General features: G+C 29.3%; 18 protein-coding genes. 7 read left to right on the plus strand and 11 right to left on the minus strand.

The window, feature by feature from the left end; translation table 11 throughout:
• Positions 1 to 46: 46 nt before the first annotated feature.
• The 3 genes from IC218_RS17215 to IC218_RS17225 all read right to left on the minus strand — a co-directional run bounded on the left by IC218_RS17215 (position 47) and on the right by IC218_RS17225 (position 3,553).
• Positions 47 to 1,300 carry an MFS transporter gene (locus IC218_RS17215; RefSeq protein WP_227437565.1) on the minus strand — a complete coding sequence of 418 codons (1,254 nt, stop codon included), beginning with the start codon at positions 1,298 to 1,300 and terminating at the stop codon, positions 47 to 49.
• Between the two features lie 50 nt (positions 1,301 to 1,350).
• Positions 1,351 to 2,505 (minus strand): trans-sulfuration enzyme family protein, encoded by a 1,155-nt coding sequence (locus IC218_RS17220; protein ID WP_227437567.1) that lies wholly within the window; start codon positions 2,503 to 2,505, stop codon positions 1,351 to 1,353.
• A gap of 478 nt (positions 2,506 to 2,983) precedes the next feature.
• Positions 2,984 to 3,553, minus strand: coding sequence for a recombinase family protein (locus IC218_RS17225; RefSeq protein WP_227483333.1), 570 nt, complete (start codon positions 3,551 to 3,553; stop codon positions 2,984 to 2,986).
• 201 nt (positions 3,554 to 3,754) lie between these two features.
• Between IC218_RS17225 and IC218_RS17230 the strand changes: the two genes are divergently transcribed.
• Complete coding sequence (locus tag IC218_RS17230; RefSeq protein ID WP_227437569.1) at positions 3,755 to 3,982, plus strand: single-stranded DNA-binding protein; 228 nt, start codon at positions 3,755 to 3,757, stop codon at positions 3,980 to 3,982.
• A 225-nt stretch (positions 3,983 to 4,207) separates the two neighbouring features.
• Here the strand turns inward: IC218_RS17230 and IC218_RS17235 are convergent, their stop codons facing one another.
• Positions 4,208 to 4,951, minus strand: coding sequence for an RsiV family protein (locus tag IC218_RS17235; RefSeq protein ID WP_227825047.1), 744 nt, complete (start codon positions 4,949 to 4,951; stop codon positions 4,208 to 4,210).
• 168 nt (positions 4,952 to 5,119) lie between these two features.
• Here IC218_RS17235 and IC218_RS17240 point away from each other — a divergent pair, with 168 nt between their 5' ends.
• The 6 genes from IC218_RS17240 to IC218_RS17265 all read left to right on the plus strand — a co-directional run bounded on the left by IC218_RS17240 (position 5,120) and on the right by IC218_RS17265 (position 8,955).
• Positions 5,120 to 5,992 carry a class I SAM-dependent methyltransferase gene (locus IC218_RS17240; protein ID WP_227437573.1) on the plus strand — a complete coding sequence of 291 codons (873 nt, stop codon included), beginning with the start codon at positions 5,120 to 5,122 and terminating at the stop codon, positions 5,990 to 5,992.
• Positions 5,992 to 6,657, plus strand: a complete 666-nt coding sequence (locus IC218_RS17245; RefSeq protein ID WP_227825048.1) for an RluA family pseudouridine synthase — start codon at positions 5,992 to 5,994, stop codon at positions 6,655 to 6,657. Before IC218_RS17240 ends, IC218_RS17245 begins: the two co-directional genes overlap by 1 nt.
• A 20-nt stretch (positions 6,658 to 6,677) precedes the next feature.
• Entirely contained in the window at positions 6,678 to 7,535 is an 858-nt protein-coding gene (locus IC218_RS17250) for a MerR family transcriptional regulator (RefSeq protein WP_227437576.1), read from the plus strand.
• Positions 7,536 to 7,710: 175 nt separating this feature from the next.
• Positions 7,711 to 8,040, plus strand: a complete 330-nt coding sequence (locus IC218_RS17255) for a PadR family transcriptional regulator (protein ID WP_227437578.1) — start codon at positions 7,711 to 7,713, stop codon at positions 8,038 to 8,040.
• Positions 8,041 to 8,044: 4 nt separating this feature from the next.
• Positions 8,045 to 8,494 carry a permease prefix domain 1-containing protein gene (locus tag IC218_RS17260; RefSeq protein WP_227825049.1) on the plus strand — a complete coding sequence of 150 codons (450 nt, stop codon included), beginning with the start codon at positions 8,045 to 8,047 and terminating at the stop codon, positions 8,492 to 8,494.
• 83 nt (positions 8,495 to 8,577) lie between these two features.
• Complete coding sequence (locus tag IC218_RS17265) at positions 8,578 to 8,955, plus strand: DNA polymerase III subunit delta (RefSeq protein ID WP_227437582.1); 378 nt, start codon at positions 8,578 to 8,580, stop codon at positions 8,953 to 8,955.
• A 130-nt stretch (positions 8,956 to 9,085) separates the two neighbouring features.
• Here the strand turns inward: IC218_RS17265 and carB (IC218_RS17270) are convergent, their stop codons facing one another.
• The 7 genes from carB (IC218_RS17270) to IC218_RS17300 form a co-directional block, all read right to left on the minus strand.
• The gene (gene carB / locus IC218_RS17270; RefSeq protein WP_227825050.1) at positions 9,086 to 12,292 is read right to left on the minus strand and encodes a carbamoyl-phosphate synthase large subunit; all 3,207 of its coding nucleotides are present in this window, start codon (positions 12,290 to 12,292) and stop codon (positions 9,086 to 9,088) included.
• A 184-nt stretch (positions 12,293 to 12,476) separates the two neighbouring features.
• On the minus strand, positions 12,477 to 13,526 hold the full coding sequence (carA, locus tag IC218_RS17275; protein WP_227825051.1) for a glutamine-hydrolyzing carbamoyl-phosphate synthase small subunit: 1,050 nt from the start codon (positions 13,524 to 13,526) through the stop codon (positions 12,477 to 12,479).
• A 257-nt stretch (positions 13,527 to 13,783) separates the two neighbouring features.
• Positions 13,784 to 16,990: a carbamoyl-phosphate synthase large subunit gene (gene carB, locus IC218_RS17280; RefSeq protein WP_227825052.1), complete on the minus strand. Its 3,207-nt coding sequence runs from the start codon at positions 16,988 to 16,990 to the stop codon at positions 13,784 to 13,786.
• A 52-nt stretch (positions 16,991 to 17,042) separates the two neighbouring features.
• Positions 17,043 to 18,086, minus strand: coding sequence for a glutamine-hydrolyzing carbamoyl-phosphate synthase small subunit (gene carA / locus IC218_RS17285; protein ID WP_227825053.1), 1,044 nt, complete (start codon positions 18,084 to 18,086; stop codon positions 17,043 to 17,045).
• Between the two features lie 25 nt (positions 18,087 to 18,111).
• Positions 18,112 to 18,828, minus strand: coding sequence for an orotidine-5'-phosphate decarboxylase (gene pyrF / locus IC218_RS17290; RefSeq protein ID WP_227436407.1), 717 nt, complete (start codon positions 18,826 to 18,828; stop codon positions 18,112 to 18,114).
• A 380-nt stretch (positions 18,829 to 19,208) separates the two neighbouring features.
• Entirely contained in the window at positions 19,209 to 19,844 is a 636-nt protein-coding gene (locus IC218_RS17295; RefSeq protein ID WP_227825054.1) for a DUF1847 domain-containing protein, read from the minus strand.
• Positions 19,845 to 19,867: 23 nt separating this feature from the next.
• Positions 19,868 to 20,785: a nitroreductase family protein gene (locus IC218_RS17300; RefSeq protein WP_227436411.1), complete on the minus strand. Its 918-nt coding sequence runs from the start codon at positions 20,783 to 20,785 to the stop codon at positions 19,868 to 19,870.
• Positions 20,786 to 21,021 lie beyond the last annotated feature (236 nt).

Genomic DNA, 21,021 nt, shown 5'->3' on the forward strand with positions numbered 1-21,021 from the left:
CCCATTTTAAAAAAATAGGTAGAGTTATATAAATAATTATAAGTATTTAAGCGATTTTATTATTCAAGTTTTTATTTTCTTTTTTATTTATTTTATTTAAAGCATAAGTGGCAAATATACCTATAACTGCACACACTACAGATAGAATAAATATATACGTATATCCTGTTTGTCCATATTTATCTAACCAGTTACCTGCAACTGTATAGTAAAATGCATCTGGAGAAAATCCTATAAATGAAGCGAATCCAACTACTGCTCCTGTAGTTTCTAAAGATATATTAGACTCTGAAACAGATGCAAAGTATATACCTCTAAATCCAAATAAGATTACACTTAGTATTATCATATTTATTACAGCTATCCATATAAGTGCTGCACTCTTAGGGATTACTAAGTAAGCTGCTGTACTTATTGTCATTAATATAAATCCTACAAACATTACTCTTATAGATGAACCAACTTTATCTGTTATAACACCTGCAATAGGAGATGCTCCCATTTTTATAACATAAGTTCTAATTATTGATAAAGCTGAAACTAAAGTCATTGGCATTACATAAACTTCTGATAAGTATGGGCTTAAATAAGTTAAACTTGAAAATACTAAGTAAGTTGAAAATATTATAAGACCAATCAGCCAAGCTTTTGGCATTGTAACTACTTTTAGTAATGATTTAATGCTTAATCCTTCATCTGATGCTCCAGTATCTTTCTTTTCTTCTACTAAGAAGAATAAAAGTATACCACATATTATAGATGCTGCAGAATATAACCATACTACATACTTAAATCCAATAGTTATTTCAGCAAATTTTCCAAAGAAGTAAAGACCTATAAAAGAAATTAATGTACCTGATACCCCTGATAAACCTTCATAAAATCCAAATATTCTTCCTTGCTCTGATTCACTACCTTGCATTCTAACAACCTTAACAGAAGCTGAGAAGAATGTTAATATTGTTGTAAATCCCCATAATACAAATATTAAAAGAATCATGTTGTATGATGGAAATGTTGAGAAGTAAAACCCTAATGCTCCTGAAGCAATTAAAGAAAAAGTTATCAGTTTTCTAACTGAAAATCTATCAGCAAACCATCCACCTATAAAATAAGATACCATTCCTACTAATCCATATAAACTCAATAAGTTCCCTATTTGCGTATGACTCAATGCTAATGCTTGTTGCATTGGATCATAAAATGATGACTTCATATATGGTAAACTATACATAGCTGTTGTTCCAAATGCCAATATGAATATTACCAAAAATCTCTTAACATTACTTTTGTTTTCCATGATTTTGTCTCCTTAAGATTTTATAATTTTCTAGTTTTATTTATATAACTTTATTTTAATTTTTCTATAGCTTGTTTAAAGTCATTTATTATATCATTTGCAGACTCTAATCCTACTGCTATTCTTATTAGATTTTCTCCATTCATTTGAACTAATGTATGTTCTTCTCCTAAACTTGTTGCTATTGTTGCAAGTTCTAAAGAGTTCATTAATTTTCTACTAGCTTGGTCTCTTGTTAATCCATTTATTCCGTCTTTAAGTTTAAATGAAACTACTCCTCCACCTAAACCATTCATTTGAGTTTTACAAAGTTCATACTGAGGATGAGTTTTTAGTGCTGGATATTTTACCAGTTCTACATTTTCTTCTTGCTCTAAAAACTCTGCTACTGCCAATCCATTTTCACAGTGTTTTTTCATTCTCATGTCTAACGTTTTCATACCTCTTAAAATCATCCATGCACTCATTGGTGGTAAAGATGCTCCTGTAAAACAACATAAACTTGGCCATCTAACTAAATCTATTAATTCCTTTGAACCTGCTACTGCTCCCCCTAAAGTATCTCCATGTCCATTTATAAACTTAGTAAGACTATGTATTACTAAGTCTGCGCCTAAGTCTATTGGCCTTTGTATAATTGGAGTACCAAAAGTGCTGTCAACAATAGCTAAACTCTTATTTTCGTGAGCAATTTCTGCTATTGTTTTTATATCTACTAAATCTAATGATGGATTTAATGGACTTTCTATATAAACTATCTTAGTATTTGATTTCATTGCATCTTTTACATTTTGTGGGTTTACTGCATCTACAAATGTAACTTCAACTCCAAATTTGGCTAACAACTCAGACATAAATAATTTAGTATGTGAGAATATTCCATCAGAACTAACTATATGGTCTCCACTTTTTACTAATGCTAATATAGTAGATGTTATTGCTCCCATACCTGATGTACTAGAAATAGCACTTTCTGCATTTTCAAGCATAGCTAATTTAGCCTCTAGCTCTGTAAGTGTCGGATTACACTCTCTTGTATATACATACCCCCATGTCATACATAACTCTTCAAAATGCTCTACTGTCTTTGCAGCAAATGTTGCTGTTTGACATATTGGAGTAGCTAATGCACCTGTTGTTGGATCTGCACTATGTCCCCAATGTATTATTTTTGTCTCCAAATCTTGATTAATATTATTACTCATTTTAATTCCTCCTATTTTGACCTATTTATACAACGTTTTCCCTGCCAAATTTCACCAATTCAGCTTTAATTAATACAAACTTTTTAAGTATACTTTTATATTTGTTATAATTTCTAAAAATCTGACACTTATTTTGCTTTTTTATAGTTTTAATTATAAACTCTATAGTAACTATAGAGTCAATATGTTTTTGATATTTTTTTTACAATGTTTAAAAAATTTAACATAAAAAGAGATATGTCTTAAAATAAGCTTGTTTTAAGACATATCTCTTTTTATATTAAATTTGATTCAATACATAAAGCATCAATTTTTTGTTCTCTGTATAAATTCTTTTATTGTCATTTTCTCATCAAAAGTCTATAGTAATTATACATTACTATAATTTAACATCTGTAAATAAAATTAATTAGAGGCATAAATATATTCAAATAATCCAATTTATTTATACCTCTAATTTTTTATAAGTAAAATCTCATTAAATTGATTTCTTCGCACGAATAAGTGTGCTTTTAGAGATACCAGTCATCTTCACAACCTCTCTATAAGGCTTAGAATTTAATAATCCCAATGCGTATTGTATCTGCTGATTACTATATTTCTTTGGTCTACCATCCTTAAAATCTTTTTTCTTTCTAGCAAATTCTTTTCCCAACTGAGTTCGTTCTATTATCATATTTCTTTCAAGTTCTGCAACTGCAAGTAATGTAGTTAAAAAGAATTTCCCCATTGAAGTATTTTCTAGGAGACCTATATTTAAAATATGGACACTAACTTCTTTAGCAAATAAACCCTCTATCAGTTGTATCCCATCTGATGTACTTCTAGCTAGCCTATCAAGTTTAGTCGCAACAAGTAAATCTCCCTTCTTTAAAGAAGATATAATTTTTTCAAATTTAGGTCTATTTGTGGTAGTCCCTGTATAAGTTTCTTTTATTATTTTAGCATTGTTATACTTGCTTAATATCTCTTGCTGTTGTTGATACAAACTATTGTTATCTGTCTGGTTCTTTGTACTGACACGGCAATATCCATATATAATAATAATCACTTCCTAACGTAAATATTTAATGCAGGAATTTGTAGATATCTGTATCTACTTGTCTTTATACATTTTACTAAAACGAATTTTTGGTGTCAATACTGTTAACTTTTGACACCATTATAATTCCTTTATAATTTGTTTGACTATGTCAAAAATTAACAATATAATGAAGTTAATGAAATTATACAAATTGGAGGAAATAATATGAATAGTCTGTTAAATGATGCAATAGATGAGTTAAAAAACATCCATTGCGGAGAAGTTTTTTTATTAAAAGAATTGTTCAAAGGCTATGAATGGAACAGGTTGGAGATGAACATCAGGTTAAAATTAGGAAAACTTTTTTTGTATGAAGTAGTAAGTAATCCCAATTTAAAGGTAGAAGTAATCAATAAAAATTCTGCTTATCAGCAAATGTATAAAAAAAAATAACAACTTAAATATATATAATAATATAATCTTCTTGTTGAGTCAAAAGTTAAAACTTTTAATACAAATTAATTGTACTATATAAATGTTTATCAGTAGGTCTGAGTCTATATAACTAACATATACAAATAGTACTGTTTAAATTATGTTTTTAAGATAGATAAATCTTAACCCTACTCCAGCATAAATCTTGATATACTAAAATAGGGCTCAGAATTATCTATATTTTTATACCATAAAATGCTTAGTTCTTCCTCTTGATTGAACATATATGTCTGGAGAGATACAATAGAAACGTTGATTTATAAAATTTCCAAAATCAGAAAATCTTATCTTGAATTTAGGGATTCCAAAGCTTTCAGGTGCTATCTCATCTACACCAAAATAGATAACAATCCCATCATCTGTAATATAAAATGCCTGATCTTCAGGTATAACTAACTCTACATTAGAGTAATACATTTCTCTGTTTTCATTAATTTCAGCTTTTATATAATCAGTTATTATGTTTATATAGTCAACTCCATCTCTAAAAATATCACCTAGTAAAAGTTCTTTTCCATTTGTTAAGTCTATATTGTAATTATTTAATGTATTGTACTTAGGTCCAGAACTACTAGCAAATCCCATAAGATTTAATATCATACTTAGTACATAGTTTTTACTGAAAGTAACTGCATAATTAGTAGAAACCCAGTAACTTTGTTTTGGAAGTGAATTTTGAGAAGCTGCATTATTATATTCTTGTTCTTCTTCTTGCAACCCAAGCTTAAAATTATTTACAGTCATCTTTACAGCAGAATTTATGTTGTTTAAAATAGGCGGATTTACATAGGTGGATTGATTTCTAATATTGTACAGAATAGGATATTTTACATCATATGAAAAGTATTTGCTTCTGCCAAAGTCTTCGTTAAACTGCACATATAATATGTTATATGTACAAGTATTTGTAGCTTGATAATTTTCCATTAAAACTCTCCTCCTCTTATTAAAAAAATCAGATACTATATAATATGTTTAAAAGAGTAATAATGTTAACAATAAATGTAAAGAATAGAAAGTATCTAAAACAGCAAAAAATGACTGATTTTGTGGTATAATACATAGGATTGAGAGTTATTTTATAGGAGGAAAGATATGTTATTATTAGCAGATAAATGGAAAGATTATGAACTTATAGATATGGGAAATGGAGAAAAATTAGAGCGTTGGGGTAAGTATGTACTTAGAAGACCAGACCCACAGGTTGTATGGCCAATGGAGTCTGAATGGGCTCTATGGAAAAACCCTCACGGACATTATCATAGAAGTAATAAAGGTGGAGGTCAGTGGGAACACAAAAAAAGATATCCAGAACAATGGACTATAAATTACAAAAACTTAAAATTTCACATTAAACCAACTGGATTTAAACATACTGGATTATTCCCAGAACAAGCAGCCAATTGGGACTGGATGATGGATAAAATCAAAAAAGCTGACAGACCTATAAAAGTATTAAATCTTTTTGCATATACAGGAGGAGCTACAGTAGCATGTGCATCCGCTGGTGCAGAAGTATGTCATGTTGATGCTGCAAAAGGTATGGTCAACTGGGCAAAAGAAAATATAGAGTTATCAGGACTTAAAAATCAAACAGTAAGATTTATAGTAGATGATGTTGTAAAGTTTGTTGAAAGGGAAATAAGAAGAGGTAAGAAATATGATGCAATAATAATGGACCCTCCTTCTTATGGGAGAGGACCTAAAGGAGAAGTATGGCAAATAGAAGAAAAATTATATAGCTTTGTGGATTTATGTATGGGTGTTTTATCTGATAATCCTTTATTCTTTCTAATTAATTCTTATACAACAGGATTTTCTCCAATAGTTCTAGAAAATGTACTGTCTACAACAATAGGTAAAAAGGCAAACAATGGCGAAATCTATGGTGGAGAATTAGGAATACCAGCTTCTAGGGATGGTAAAATACTTCCTTGTGGTATATTTGGAAGATGGGAGAAAAAATAATGATAAAAGTCATATATGAAGATAACCATTTATTAGTTGTAGATAAACCTGTAAATGTATTATCTCAAGGAGATGATACCAATGATAAGGACATGGTAAATCTTTTAAAAGACTATATCAAAACAAAGTACAATAAACCTGGAAATGTATATATTGGTTTGGTACATAGACTGGATAGACCAGTGGGTGGAGTCATGGTTTTTGCCAAAACATCAAAAGCTGCCTCAAGATTGTCTGAACAAGTAAGAAATAAGACATTCAAAAAAACCTATATGGCAGTTGTTCATGGTAAAATGAAATCCGATTCAGACATATTAAAAGATTTTTTATATAAAAATAAAAAAACAAATATGGTGAGTGTTGTGAAAAAAAACCATAAGGATGCTAAAGAAGCTGAACTTAGTTACAAAGTTTTGGGTTTTAAAGAAAATCTAAGCTTAGTTCAAGTAAACTTAAAAACTGGTCGTTCTCATCAGATAAGAGTTCAATTTTCAACTAGAAAACACCCATTATATGGTGACCAAAGATATGGCCAAGAAGTAAATAAAATTGGACAACAGATTTCTCTTTGGTCTAATAAAATAGAAATTTGCCATCCAACAACAAAAGAAAAAATGGAATTTATATGTACTCCACCTGATAAATATCCATGGAATATATTCTAAATCTCAAATGAGGTGATTATATGAGTAAAAAGTTTTCAATAGGCGAAATGTCAAAACTTCACAAAATAAGCATACAAACGCTAAGATACTATGACCAAATAGATTTATTTAAACCTGTTCATGTTGACCAAGAAAGCAATTACAGATATTACTCAATTGACCAATTTTCACAATTGGATATTATAAAATACTTAAAGTATCTAGGTATGCCATTAAAAGAAATCAAAGAAAAATTAGATGAAAACAATGAAGAAATTCTAAAATTATTAACCAATAAGATTAATATCGTAGATGAAAAAATTAAAGAATTAGAACTTATAAAAAAAGTATTAAGTACAAAAAAAGAAACAATGGAAAAAGGTATGAGAGTAGATGAAGTAGGTAAAATAGTAAGAAAACATATTCCAAGAAGAAGTATTTTATCCATAGAATATGAAGAAGGTTTAAGTAATGAAGAAACTATGGAGCTTTCCAGAAGACAAATAGCAAATATACTAGAAGATAATATCTCTGTGTTTTATGGTGGAGTAAGTGGTCTTGTATCTATAGATAAATTCTTAAAGGAAGATAAAGTCATCTATGAAAATAGCTTTGTAAATGTTGAAAGAGATTTATTTGATGCTAAGTCTCAAAAATATATATCTGAAATTTCAGCTGGTGATTTTATTTGTATGACATATAAAGGCTCTTACAGAGAAAATTATACTGCTTTTAAAAAGTTAGTTGATTATGTTGATTATAAAAGGATACCTATTGAAAATTATATATATGAGATACCTATAATAGACCCTCTGTCTACAAACAATGAAGATGAACTTCTAACCGAAATTCAGATACAGGTTAAAAAGAGAGAAATTGATTTAAGATGTCTAGTATAATCAGGTATTATAAAAAGGGCGTTTCCAAATGATTTTTAAATCATAAATGGAATGCCCTTTTTAAATAATAATTAAAATTTTATAGTTTAGACTTGGAAAATAATATGAAATGTTTTATTATATATCTATATACCTTATAATACGAGGTATATGATAAAATAAAGTAGGTGAATTTATGGACTTAAACAAAGAAGTGCTTAAAGGTCATATTGATACTTTAATATTATCAATACTAAGCAAAGGAGATTCATATGGATATGAAATAGCAAAAGTAGTTAGAGATGAAACTACATTTGAATTAAAAGAAAGTACACTCTATGTGTCTCTTAAAAGATTAGAATCTAAGGGCTTGATAAAATCTTATTGGGGAAATGACCAAGGCGTAGGAAGCAGGAGAAAGTATTACAATATAACAGATGATGGAAAGGACAACTTAGAAGTAAAAATTCAAGAGTGGTACTTTATACAAGATATTATGAACAAGTTTCTAAAGAAGGGGGATTAGATTTATGAAAATAATAGAAGAGTATTTAGAAACACTATATAAGAGTGAAAATAACAAAGAAATTCAAGATTTAAAAGAAGAGCTAAGAGAACATCTAACAACATCTGCAAATGAATTTATTGAAAATGGATATAAAATAGATGAAGCACAAAATAAGGCAATTGAAAGATTTGATGGTGATGGTGAGATGTCAGTAGAATTACGCTCAATGTTTAAACAAAAAATAGAACCTAAAAAAGTTTTATTGCGAAGATTATCAAATTCAAGGCTCTTATTTTTAAATTTATTTGGATGGCTTGTTGCAGCTGCTGCATTTACAGCCAATAGAGGTTTTGGTCACATAGTTCCACCTTGGTTGATTATAGCTTTGATAATTGTAGTAGTTATATTGATAATTTTAAGCATTATAATTAATAGATTAAAGAAAGAAATAGAAAATGACTATGTTATGTAGTCACATTAATAAATATAGTTTTGTTTTATTTATACGAGTAAGTACTACGATATTAATAGGTACTATGAAAGGAGTTTTTGTATATGGAGAAAAAAATATTATTAGAAAAAATTCTTGATACGCCAGGCGTTTCATATATTAATGAGAAAGTAAATTTATTTAAAGGTACCAAATGGATTTCATTTGGAACTTATATAATGACTGTTGAAAGCTTCTGCTATAAAGAAGATTCAAAACACTATAATCCAGTAATGGGTACATTTGATTATGAGTCAGAAATTTTTATAGTTAATGCCATATATAAAGATGAGGTCTACTCTATTAAAAATAAAAAACTCTATAGAAATGTATCTAAAGGAGATAAAATAGTTGTTACAATTAAATACTATTATGATAAATATGAAAATCTTATACATGAAGAAATTCATGACTACCACTCTTATCCTCTATCTAATGATTAAAGAAAAGACTGATAGTATCAAGATTGATATTTATTTTAGTTCACATAAGAAAATAATTATCGAGTATTAATTAAAGGCGAAAGCTCCTAGGAACTAACGCCTTTAATTAATCTAAATATTATTTTGTTTTTTATTCTGCTATATTATAAACTTTTAATTTATCTTTATTTATATGCTTTTTCTTAACCTCTACTAAGGCTTTTAATGTATCTAAAGATGTCATTATTTCAGTAGAAAATTCAATAGCTGTTCTTCTCATTTTAAATCCGTCTCTTGTTGAGTCATTACCTTTAGTAGGTGTATTTATTACTATATCAACTTGTTTATTTCTTATAGCATCTAGTATATTTGGTCTAGGCTCTTCAACTCTATTTACTATATCAGCTTCTATTCCATTCTCTCTTAGACTCTTAGCTGTACCTTCTGTAGCAACAAAAGTGTATCCTAACTCTTTCATATCTTTTGCTATTTCTATAAACTCTTCTTTATCGTTATTATTAACAGTAGCAAGTACTACTCCTCTTTCGTCAGACATATGTCTGCCTGCGGCTAAGAATCCTTTATATAGAGCTTCTTCTAGATTTTCTCCTACACCTAAAACTTCTCCTGTAGATTTCATTTCAGGTCCAAGACTTACTTCAACTTTAGCTAATTTAGACATTGAGAATACTGGCACTTTTACTGATACTAGTTTAGGCTCTTTATAAACTCCTGTACCATATCCTAAATCCTTTAATTTAGCTCCTAACATACATTTAGTAGCTAAGTCAACTATTGGTACCCCACTCACTTTACTTATATATGGTACTGTTCTACTGGCTCTAGGATTAACCTCTATTATATATAATTCATTCTGGAATTCTATAAATTGTATATTAACCATACCAATTACATTAAGGTCTAAAGCTATTTTTTTAGTATATTCTAGAATTTTGTCTTTTATCTTATCAGATATATTTTGGCTTGGATACATTGTCGTACTATCTCCAGAGTGAACTCCAGCTCTTTCTAAATGTTCCATTATTCCAGGTATTAATATATCTTCTTTATCACATATGGCATCTACTTCTATTTCTCTACCAGTTAGATATTTATCTATAAGTACTGGATTCTTATGGTCTCTGGCAAAGGCATCATCTAAATACTGAGTTAATTTTTCCTCGTTATAAGTTATTTCCATACCTTGACCACCAAGTACATAAGATGGTCTAACTAATACTGGATAACCTAATTCATTAGCAACTTCAATACCCTCATTAGTTGTCCATACACCTTTTCCTTTTGGTCTATTTATATCTAATCTCTCTAATAAGTCGTCAAATTTTTCTCTATCTTCTGCTGCATCTATATCATCAAAATCAGTTCCCAATATAGGTATTTTTTTCTCATGTAAGAACTTAGCTAGTTTTATAGCTGTTTGTCCTCCAAATTGTAGTATTACACCTTCTGGTTTTTCTTTTTCAATTATGTTTAAAACTTCTTCTTCTGTTAATGGTTCAAAATATAGTTTATCTGATGTATCAAAATCTGTACTTACTGTTTCAGGGTTATTGTTTACAATTATAGTTTCTATACCCATTTTTCTTAAAGATTTTACACAGTGAACTGAACAATAGTCAAATTCTATACCTTGACCTATTCTTATTGGTCCAGAACCTAATACTACAACTTTTCTCTTATCACTTACAACTACTTCATCATATTGCTCATAAGTTGAGTAGTAATATGGAGATAGAGCTTCAAATTCTCCTCCACATGTATCAACCATTTTATAAACAGGTTGTATATTGTATAGACTTCTTAATTCGTATAATTTTTCTGGGCTTATCTTCATTAAGTCAGATATACCTTTATCAGAGAATCCTTTTTTCTTTAATTCATGTAAGTATTCCTTATCTAAATCTTCTATTTTAAGACCTTTTAATTTTTCTTCTTGCTCAACTATCCATTTAAATTTATTTATAAACCACTTATCAACACCAGTGATTTCTTCTATCATTTCTACTTTATAGCCTCTTCTTATCATTTCAGCTAAATCAAACAATCTTTCATCATCAGGTACTACAACTCTTTTCTTTAGCTCTTCTAACGTTCTACCTTCTGATGGAGCATGAACTAATGAATATTTTCCTGTTTCTAGTGATCTTATTCCCTTAAGAATAGCAGCTTCAAAGTTGCTTCCTATACTCATTATTTCACCAGTTGCCATCATCTTAGTTCCTAATTTTCTATTTGCCTTTTTAAATTTATCAAATGGCCATTTTGGTATTTTTACTACTACATAATCTAAAGTTGGCTCAAAACAAGCATAAGTTTTTTTAGTTACTGCATTTTCTATTTCATCCAAAGTATATCCTAAGGCTATCTTAGCTGCCACTTTTGCTATTGGATATCCTGTAGCTTTTGATGCTAGTGCTGATGATCTACTAACTCTTGGATTTATTTCTATTATTGCATATTCTAAGCTATGTGGATTTAAAGCTATTTGAACATTACATCCACCTTGAACTTCTATTGCATTTATTATATCTATTGATGCTTTTCTAAGTAGTTGGTATTCTTCATCACTTAAAGTTTGACTTGGAGCAACAACTATACTATCTCCTGTATGAACTCCAACTGGGTCTACATTTTCCATGTTACATACAGTTATACAGTTTCCATTCCCATCTCTCATTACTTCATATTCTATTTCTTTCCAACCTTTTATACTCTTTTCAAGAAGAACTTGACCTACTGGACTTAATTGCAATCCATGTGAAAGTATCTCTCTTAATTCTTCCTCAGTATCAGCTATACCTCCACCAGTTCCACCTAGTGTATATGCTGGTCTTACAACCACTGGATATCCTATTTTGCTTGCAAATTCAAGACCTGCTTCTAGGTTTGTAACTATATCACTAACTATTACAGGTTGATTTATTTCTTTCATTACTTCTCTAAATAAATCTCTATCCTCACCCTTTTTTATAGACTCTATAGATGTACCTATAACTTTTACATTATATTTATCTAGTATACCAGCATCATGTAATTCTACAGCCAAGTTTAGTCCTGTTTGACCACCCATACCTGCAAGTAAGCTATCTGGTCTTTCTTTTTCTATTATTTTTTCTATAAATTCTATTGTTAATGGTTCTATATATATTTTATCTGCAATTTCTTTATCAGTCATTATCGTCGCTGGATTACTATTTACTAATACAACTTCTATTCCCTCTTCTTTTAATGCTTGGCAGGCCTGTGTTCCTGAGTAGTCAAACTCTGCTGCTTGACCTATTATTATTGGCCCTGACCCTAATACTAAAGTTTTCTTTATACTATCTAATTTAGGCATAACTCTTTCTCCTTATCTAAACAATTTTCACAGTTTCTATCTTCATAATCTATACAATCAATTTTAATTATTTTATTCCATATTAAATTTGAGATTATTTATTATATCTATATTAATTAAACCAATATTTTTTTGATTTAAGTTAGTCTTATTTTTAGTTATATATTATATATATTGATATTATTTATTTTACGAACTCTAAAAACTTATCGAAAATATAGTCATTATCTTTTGGCCCTGGACAAGCTTCAGGGTGGTATTGAACACTGTATACATCTAGCTTCTCATGTCTCATTCCCTCAACAGTATTATCATTTAAATTTATATGTGTCACTTTCATTTGTTTAGGAACTTCTGAAACATAATATCCATGATTTTGAGAAGTTATAAATACTTTTCCCTCTTCTAAATCTTTAACTGGATGATTTCCACCTCTATGTCCAAACTTAAGTTTAGCAGTTTTTCCTCCAAGAGCTAGGGCTAAAAGCTGATGCCCTAAGCATATTCCAACTATAGGCTTTTTACCAATTAGAGCTTTTATATTTTCTATAACATCTTCTAAATCCTCTGGGTCTCCAGGCCCATTTGATAAAAATATTAAATCAGGGTTTATACTTAATACATCTTCTGGAGATGTTGTAGCTGGGAATATTGTTATATCACATCCACGAGCTATAAATGATCTTAAGATATTTCTTTTAACTCCAAAATCCATAACAGCTACTTTTGGTCCATTTCCTTCTATATGCTCTACTTCTTTTCTTGTAACCGTTCTAACTGCTTCTGTATTTGAAAACTTATCTAATTTATGTTTAACATCTTCTAACTTGCTATCTTCTAATGTAATTATACCTTTCATTGTCCCATTATTTCTAAGTATCTTAGTTAAAGCTCTTGTATCTATTCCTTCTAGTCCTATCACTTTATTTTGCTTTAAATATTGGTCTATATCAATCTCACATCTAAAATTACTTGGAGAATCACTTTTTTCTCTTACTATAAATCCTTTCACTTGCACTTTTTCAGATTCTGCTGATGATAAATTTATACCATAATTTCCTATAAGAGGATAAGTCATAGTAACTATTTGACCATAGTAAGAAGGGTCTGTTAAAACTTCACCATATCCTATCATCGAAGTGTTAAATACTACTTCTCCTACACTTTCTTCTAAATATCCAAATGCTTTTCCTATAAAAACTGTCCCATCTTCTAATATTAACCTTGCTTTCATATTACAGTACCTCCTATAATTCTCTTTAGGCAAACTAAAGAACATTAACTAAATATAATCTTTTAAATATCTATATCTATTTTTCACTTTTACATTCTAGTTTTATACTTATTTACATTTATTTTTTATCTTTTTCTATTATACTACAAATTTCTTAAAAAAAAGAAGTTATCTCAAAAGTAAAAACTCATAGAAAAAATAACTTCTTCTTTTTAATTTAATGATTAAATTCTTAAACTATACAATCAACTTAATTTCTATTCAGCTATATTGTAAACTTTTAACTTATCTTTGTTTAGGTGTTTTTTCTTAACCTCTACTAGAGCTTTTAGTGTATCTAAAGATGTCATTATTTCAGTAGAAAATTCAATAGCTGTTCTTCTCATTTTAAATCCATCTCTTGTTGAGTCATTACCTTTAGTAGGTGTATTTATTACTATATCAACTTGTTTATTTCTTATAGCATCTAGTATGTTTGGTCTAGATTCTTCCACTCTGTTTACTATATCAGCTTCTATTCCATTTTCTCTTAGACTCTTAGCTGTCCCTTCTGTAGCAACAAAAGTGTATCCTAACTCTTTCATATCTTTTGCTATTGCTATAAACTCATCTTTATCGTTATTATTAACAGTAGCAAGTACTACTCCTCTTTCGTCAGACATATGTCTACCTGCAGCCAAGAATCCTTTATATAGAGCTTCTTCTAGATTTTCTCCTACACCTAAAACTTCTCCTGTAGATTTCATTTCAGGTCCAAGACTTACTTCAACTTTAGCTAATTTAGACATTGAGAATACTGGCACTTTTACTGATACTAGTTTAGGCTCTTTATAAACTCCTGTACCATATCCTAAATCCTTTAATTTAGCTCCTAACATACATTTAGTAGCTAAATCAACTATTGGTACCCCACTCACTTTACTTATATATGGTACTGTTCTACTGGCTCTAGGATTAACCTCTATTATATATAATTCATTCTGGAATTCTATAAATTGTATATTAACCATACCAAGTACATTAAGGTCTAAAGCTATTTTTTTAGTATATTCTACTATCTTTTCTTTTATCTTATCAGATATATTTTGGCTTGGATACATTGTCGTACTATCTCCAGAGTGAACTCCAGCTCTTTCTAAGTGTTCCATTATTCCAGGTATTAATATATCTTCTTTATCACATATGGCATCTACTTCTATTTCTCTACCAGTTAAATACTTGTCTATAAGTACTGGATTCTTATGGTCTCTATCAAATGCATCCTGTAGGTATTGAGATAATTTTTCTTCATTGTAAGTTATTTCCATACCTTGACCACCAAGTACATAAGATGGTCTAACTAATACTGGATAACCTAATTCATTAGCAACTTCAATACCTTCATTAAGTGACCATACACCTTTTCCTTTTGGTCTGTTTATGTCTAGTTTTTCTAATAAATCATCAAATTTTTCTCTATCTTCCGCTGCATCTATATCATCAAAATCAGTTCCCAATATAGGTATATTTTTCTCATGTAAGAACTTAGCTAGTTTTATAGCTGTTTGTCCTCCAAATTGTAATATTACACCTTCTGGTTTTTCTTTTTCAATTATACTTAAAACTTCTTCTTCTGTTAATGGTTCAAAATATAGTTTATCTGATGTATCAAAATCTGTACTTACTGTCTCAGGGTTATTGTTTATGATTATAGTTTCTATATCCATCTTTCTCAAAGATTTTACACAGTGAACTGAACAATAGTCAAATTCTATACCTTGACCTATTCTTATTGGTCCAGAGCCTAACACTATTACTTTTTTCTTATCACTTACAACTACTTCATCATATTGCTCATAAGTTGAGTAATAATATGGAGATATCGCATCTATTTCTCCTGCACATGTATCAACCATTTTGTATGCTGGTTTTATGTTATATAGACTTCTTAATTCGTATAATTTTTCTGGGCTTATCTTCATTAAGTCAGATATACCTTTATCAGAGAATCCTTTTTTCTTTAACTCAAGAAGATAATCTTTAGTTAAGTCTTCAATCTTCATAACTTTTAATTTTTCTTCTTGCTCAACTATCCATTTAAATTTATTTATAAACCATTTGTCTATTCCTGTGATTTGTTCTATCATTTCTACTTTATAGCCTCTTCTTATCATTTCAGCTAAATCAAACAATCTTTCATCATCAGGTACTACAACTCTTTTCTTCAACGCTTCAATACTTCTCTCTTCTGATGGAGCATGAACTAATGAATATTTTCCTGTTTCTAGTGATCTTATTCCCTTAAGAATAGCAGCTTCAAAGTTACTTCCTATACTCATTATTTCACCAGTTGCCATCATCTTAGTTCCTAATTTTCTATTTGCCTTTTTAAATTTATCAAATGGCCATTTTGGTATCTTAGCAACTACATAGTCTATAGTTGGCTCAAAACAAGCATAAGTTTTTTTAGTTACTGCATTTTCTATTTCATCCAAAGTATATCCTAAAGCTATTTTTGATGAAACTTTTGCTATTGGATATCCTGTAGCTTTTGATGCTAATGCTGATGATCTACTAACTCTTGGATTTATCTCTATAACTGCATATTCAAAACTATGTGGGTTTAATGCAAACTGAACATTGCATCCACCTTGAACTTCTACTGCATTTAATATATCTAAAGATGCTTTTTTAAGCATCGCACATTCTTTATTGCTTAGAGTTTGTGTTGGAGCAACAACTATACTATCTCCTGTATGAACTCCAACTGGGTCTATATTTTCCATGTTACATACAACTATACAGTTTCCTTTTGAATCTCTTATTACTTCATATTCTATTTCTTTCCAACCTTTTATACTTTTTTCAATTAATACTTGTCCAACTGGACTTAATTGCAATCCATGTGAAAGTATCTCTCTTAATTCTTCCTCAGTATCAGCGATACCTCCACCAGTTCCACCTAATGTGTATGCTGGTCTTACAACTACTGGATACCCTATTGTAAGTGCATAATCAAGACCTGCTTGTAAATCTGTAACTATATCACTAACTATTACAGGTTGATTTATTTCTTTCATTACATCTCTAAATATATCTCTGTCTTCACCTTTTTTAATAGATTCTACTGAAGTACCTATTATTTTTACTCCATATTTATCTAGTATGCCTTTTTCATAAAGCTCAACTGCTAAGTTTAATCCTGTTTGTCCACCCATACCTGCAAGTAAGCTATCTGGTCTTTCTTTTTCTATTATTTTTTCTATAAATTCTATTGTTAATGGTTCTATATATATTTTATCTGCCACTTCTTTATCAGTCATTATTGTAGCTGGATTACTATTTATTAATACAACTTCAATTCCTTCTTCTTTTAAAGATTGACATGCTTGAGTTCCTGAATAGTCAAATTCTGCCGCTTGACCTATTATTATTGGTCCTGACCCTAATACTAAAGTTTTCTTTATACTATCTAATTTAGGCATAAATTTTTCTCCTTATCTAAATGGTTTTTACTATCTGTAAATAATACTAAATCTATATTAATGCTAAGAATTTATTAAATATACAATCTAAATCTTCTTTTGTTGTGTATTCTGGAATGTACTGAACACTATATATTGGTAATTCCTTATGTCTCATTCCTTCTATAGTATTGTCATTTAAATTTACATGAGTTATCTCTGTATCTTCTGGCATTTCTGAAACATTGTATCCGTGATTTTGAGAAGTTATAAATACTTTTCCTGTTTCTAAACATTTAACTGGATGATTTCCTCCTCTATGTCCAAATGCAAGTTTTGAAGTTTTTCCACCTAATGCTAATGCCAAAGTTTGATGTCCTAAACCGATTCCTGCTAGTGGTTTTTTGCCTACTAATTTCTTTATATTTTCAACTATATCATTTATATCTTCTGGATTACCTGGCCCATTAGATAATAATATCAAGTCAGGGTTTATATTTAAAATTTCTTCTGAAGTAGTCATTGCTGGTACTACCATTATGTCACAGTTACAAGCTTTCAGTGAGTCTAATATACTATTTTTAACACCAAAGTCTACAACTAAGACTTTAACACCAGTCCCTTTAATATTTTCAATTTCTTTTCTTGTAACACTTTTAACAGAATCTTTATTGCAACACTCTGTTAATTTAGACTGAATTTCTTGTAATGATACATTTTCTAAAGTTATAATACCTTTTTTTGTTCCATTATTTCTAATAATCTTAGTCAATGCTCTTGTATCTATTCCTTCAAGTCCAATTACTTTGTTTTGCTTTAGATATGTGTCTATATCCATTTCACATCTAAAATTATTTGGGTTGTCACTTTTTTCTCTTACTATAAGTCCTTTTACTTGTACTTTATTTGATTCAACATCTTCTAAATTTATTCCATAGTTCCCTATAAGTGGATATGTCATTGTCACTATTTGTCCATAATAAGTTGCATCTGTCAGTAGTTCACCATATCCTGCCATTGAAGTATTAAACACAACTTCACCAACAGCTTCCTTTAAATATCCAAATGCTTTTCCTTCAAATACTGTTCCATCTTCTAAAATTAATTTCCCCTTCATATAAGCTACCTCCCAAATGTTTTATCTAAGCATTTTCTATTTCTTTTACAATATTAATAGCTGATTCTCTTGGACTTTCTGCTTTTGTTATAGGTCTTCCAACAACTAAATAATGAGCTCCTCTTTTTATTGCATCTGATGGAGTAACAACTCTTTTTTGGTCTCCAACTTCTGCTGACTTAGGTCTTATCCCTGGGCAAACTGTTATAAAATCAGTTCCACATGCCTCTACTATCTTATCTACTTCTTGAGCTGAGCAAACAACTCCATCTATTCCTGATTCTTTTGCTAATTTAGCTCTCTTTATAGCCAATTCTTCTGTTGTCATATTACATCCTATATCTTGTAAGTCTTGGTTGCTTAATGAAGTTAAAACTGTTACTCCAACCACCAAAGGTTTTTCTATATTTAATCTCTCTGCTTCTTCTTTAGCAACTAGTGCACATTGTCTCATCCCTTCCATATCTGATACATGAATTGTCATTAACCAAACATTATCTCTTACTGCAGCTCTTACTGCACTTTTCATAGTATTTGGAATATCATGGAATTTAAGGTCTAGAAATATTTTTTTACCTTTTTCTTTTAAATAGTCTATTGTCTTTCCTTTTGTAGCCACATATTGTTCTAGTCCTACTTTAAATATATCTACACTATCTTCCAATTTGTCTATTAGTTCTTTAGCTTTATCAAATTCGTCAGTATCAATTGCAACTATTAGCTTCTCTTTACCATTTATCATTTTTATATCTCCTTTTTAATAAAGCCTAAATCCTCATAAAAAAATCCTTACACCAAAAGAGGCACAAGGATTTTATCTATACATAACTTTGATATTAATTAGCTATGAGATATCTTTCCCAGTCTCTCTGGACTAGTTTAAAAGACTTTATTATATTTAAATTTTTTATTTTATACTCATCAAAAACCTCTAGGTGATTTACTAGAGGTTATATATTAACACTATCTATAACCCTTTAGTCTCTCTGGACTAGTTTAAGGAATTTAGTCATAATATTTTTTCTTTATTTATATAACTTTATGTATCTTAAGGATATTTTAAAGTTTCATCTTTTTTATAATTAAACCACTAATTGCTTTTTATGTCAATAAGTCTTTGAATTATTCTTCCTCTTTATCAAATAATTTTTTTTCAAAATAAGACTCTGCATTATATATAGCAGCAGCTGGATTATGCCCAGTTACTCTATCTTTGACAATTAGAGTTGTTATAGGAGCTTCCATATATTTCATGGCTAATGTATCATGACCAACACATAATCCAAGAATTATATTAAGGTCAACTTTAGCCTCATTTAAAAATAAAGCTTGCCCTATTGGATTACACATTATTTCATCTTTACATTTTGATATTGTTTGTGATGGCTTCAATCCAACTGTAGTCTTAGGAATCGCTCCATTTTTACATATAACAGAAAACACTTCAAATCCATGATGTTCAAATACCTTTTGTACTGTTTGCATTTCTCTTTTTAAACCAATACAAAATGCTATACCAATTTTTTTATAGTCACATTTTTTAGCAAACTCTATAATCTCTTTTAACCTAGTATATTGACAGTATCCCTCTGTTTCAATTAATCCAGCATTATAAGCTATTTTTCTATTTTCTTCCTCTTCATAAAGTTTTTTTGCTTTTTCTTGTAACTCAACTTCCCTAGTTGGGCATATCTTCATTAGCTTATCCATATCTCCATCTGAACAGCCTCTAAGATTACATTTCCCACACTTATACATGTCTACTATCCCCTCTCAAAATTTTATTCATTTTGTGATTCTTCTTTTTCCAAACTTAAATTTTCATCTTGAGTTTCTTCTTCTTCTGGTTTTACATGTTCAACTACAGTTATAAAATATGATTTTCCTATTTTATTCTTTATAGGAAGTTTTTCATATGAAACATCTATTTTATTTTTTATACATGCTATATCAAAATGTCTTAAACCTACACCTAAGCTAACCTTATTCATATATTCACAATGTTTCTTAGGTTTCTTTTCAAATAGATGAAGACCTCGTTCATCTTTGTGAAAATACCAAGGTTGAGAGTTTTTCACAGATGGAGCTCTTCTTGTAAATTCTAATATTTCTTTCCATTTTCTATTTCTATTTATTTTATTTATAATATCTTTTACTGGTTTTCTATCAGGTCTAGCATATCTTGTCCTAAATAAATCTTCATTTTTTGCCGGATATCCAAAAGCTATTATTATATATGGATTTTCTATTTTGTTTTCATCTTCTTCTTCTGTTTTTATTCCAGCTAAATAATCTAAATCGTCTTCTTCATCTTCTCTTGGGTCTTTGTTTCCAATATCTACAAATTCCAAGATATCTTCTCTTTTTAATGTGGACTCCAGCCAACAAGTAGCTACTCCTAATGTTGTAAGACGTAATACTATACCTTCAGTAGCAAAACCTATATTTTGTAAATAGTCTTTTCCCTTATCTGATGTGACTACTATATAATGAGGTGCTTTTACTTTACACTCTTTCCCCATTAAAAAGTGTATTATATGACCTCTATCAACAACATGTGCTTTAATATTTAAATCTTCATTTAAGTATTCTAAATTTTTACAACTTCTTTTTATTTCTTCCATTAATGGCTTTTTTAGTTTTGTACTGGAAAAATTTCTTACAGATTTTCTATAAAAAATGGCTTCATAAAGCTCCATTTATGCCCTCCTAACTGAAATCTTCTGTTCATAATATATAAACTACTATATTTAAACATATATAAGCTTTGCCAGAAAATTTTTTATTTCATTATAAATATCTATCTCATTATTATATTATAAGTTTTTTTCGGTATTCTTGTATAGCCTTTCACTAAAAAAGTATTTTTATTTCTACTTTAATACTATTATCAACAAAAAATAACGTCTTAGTTACAATTATATATCTAAACAAT

It is taken from the genome of Clostridioides sp. ES-S-0005-03 (assembly GCF_020658455.1).
Lineage (GTDB): Bacteria > Bacillota > Clostridia > Peptostreptococcales > Peptostreptococcaceae > Clostridioides.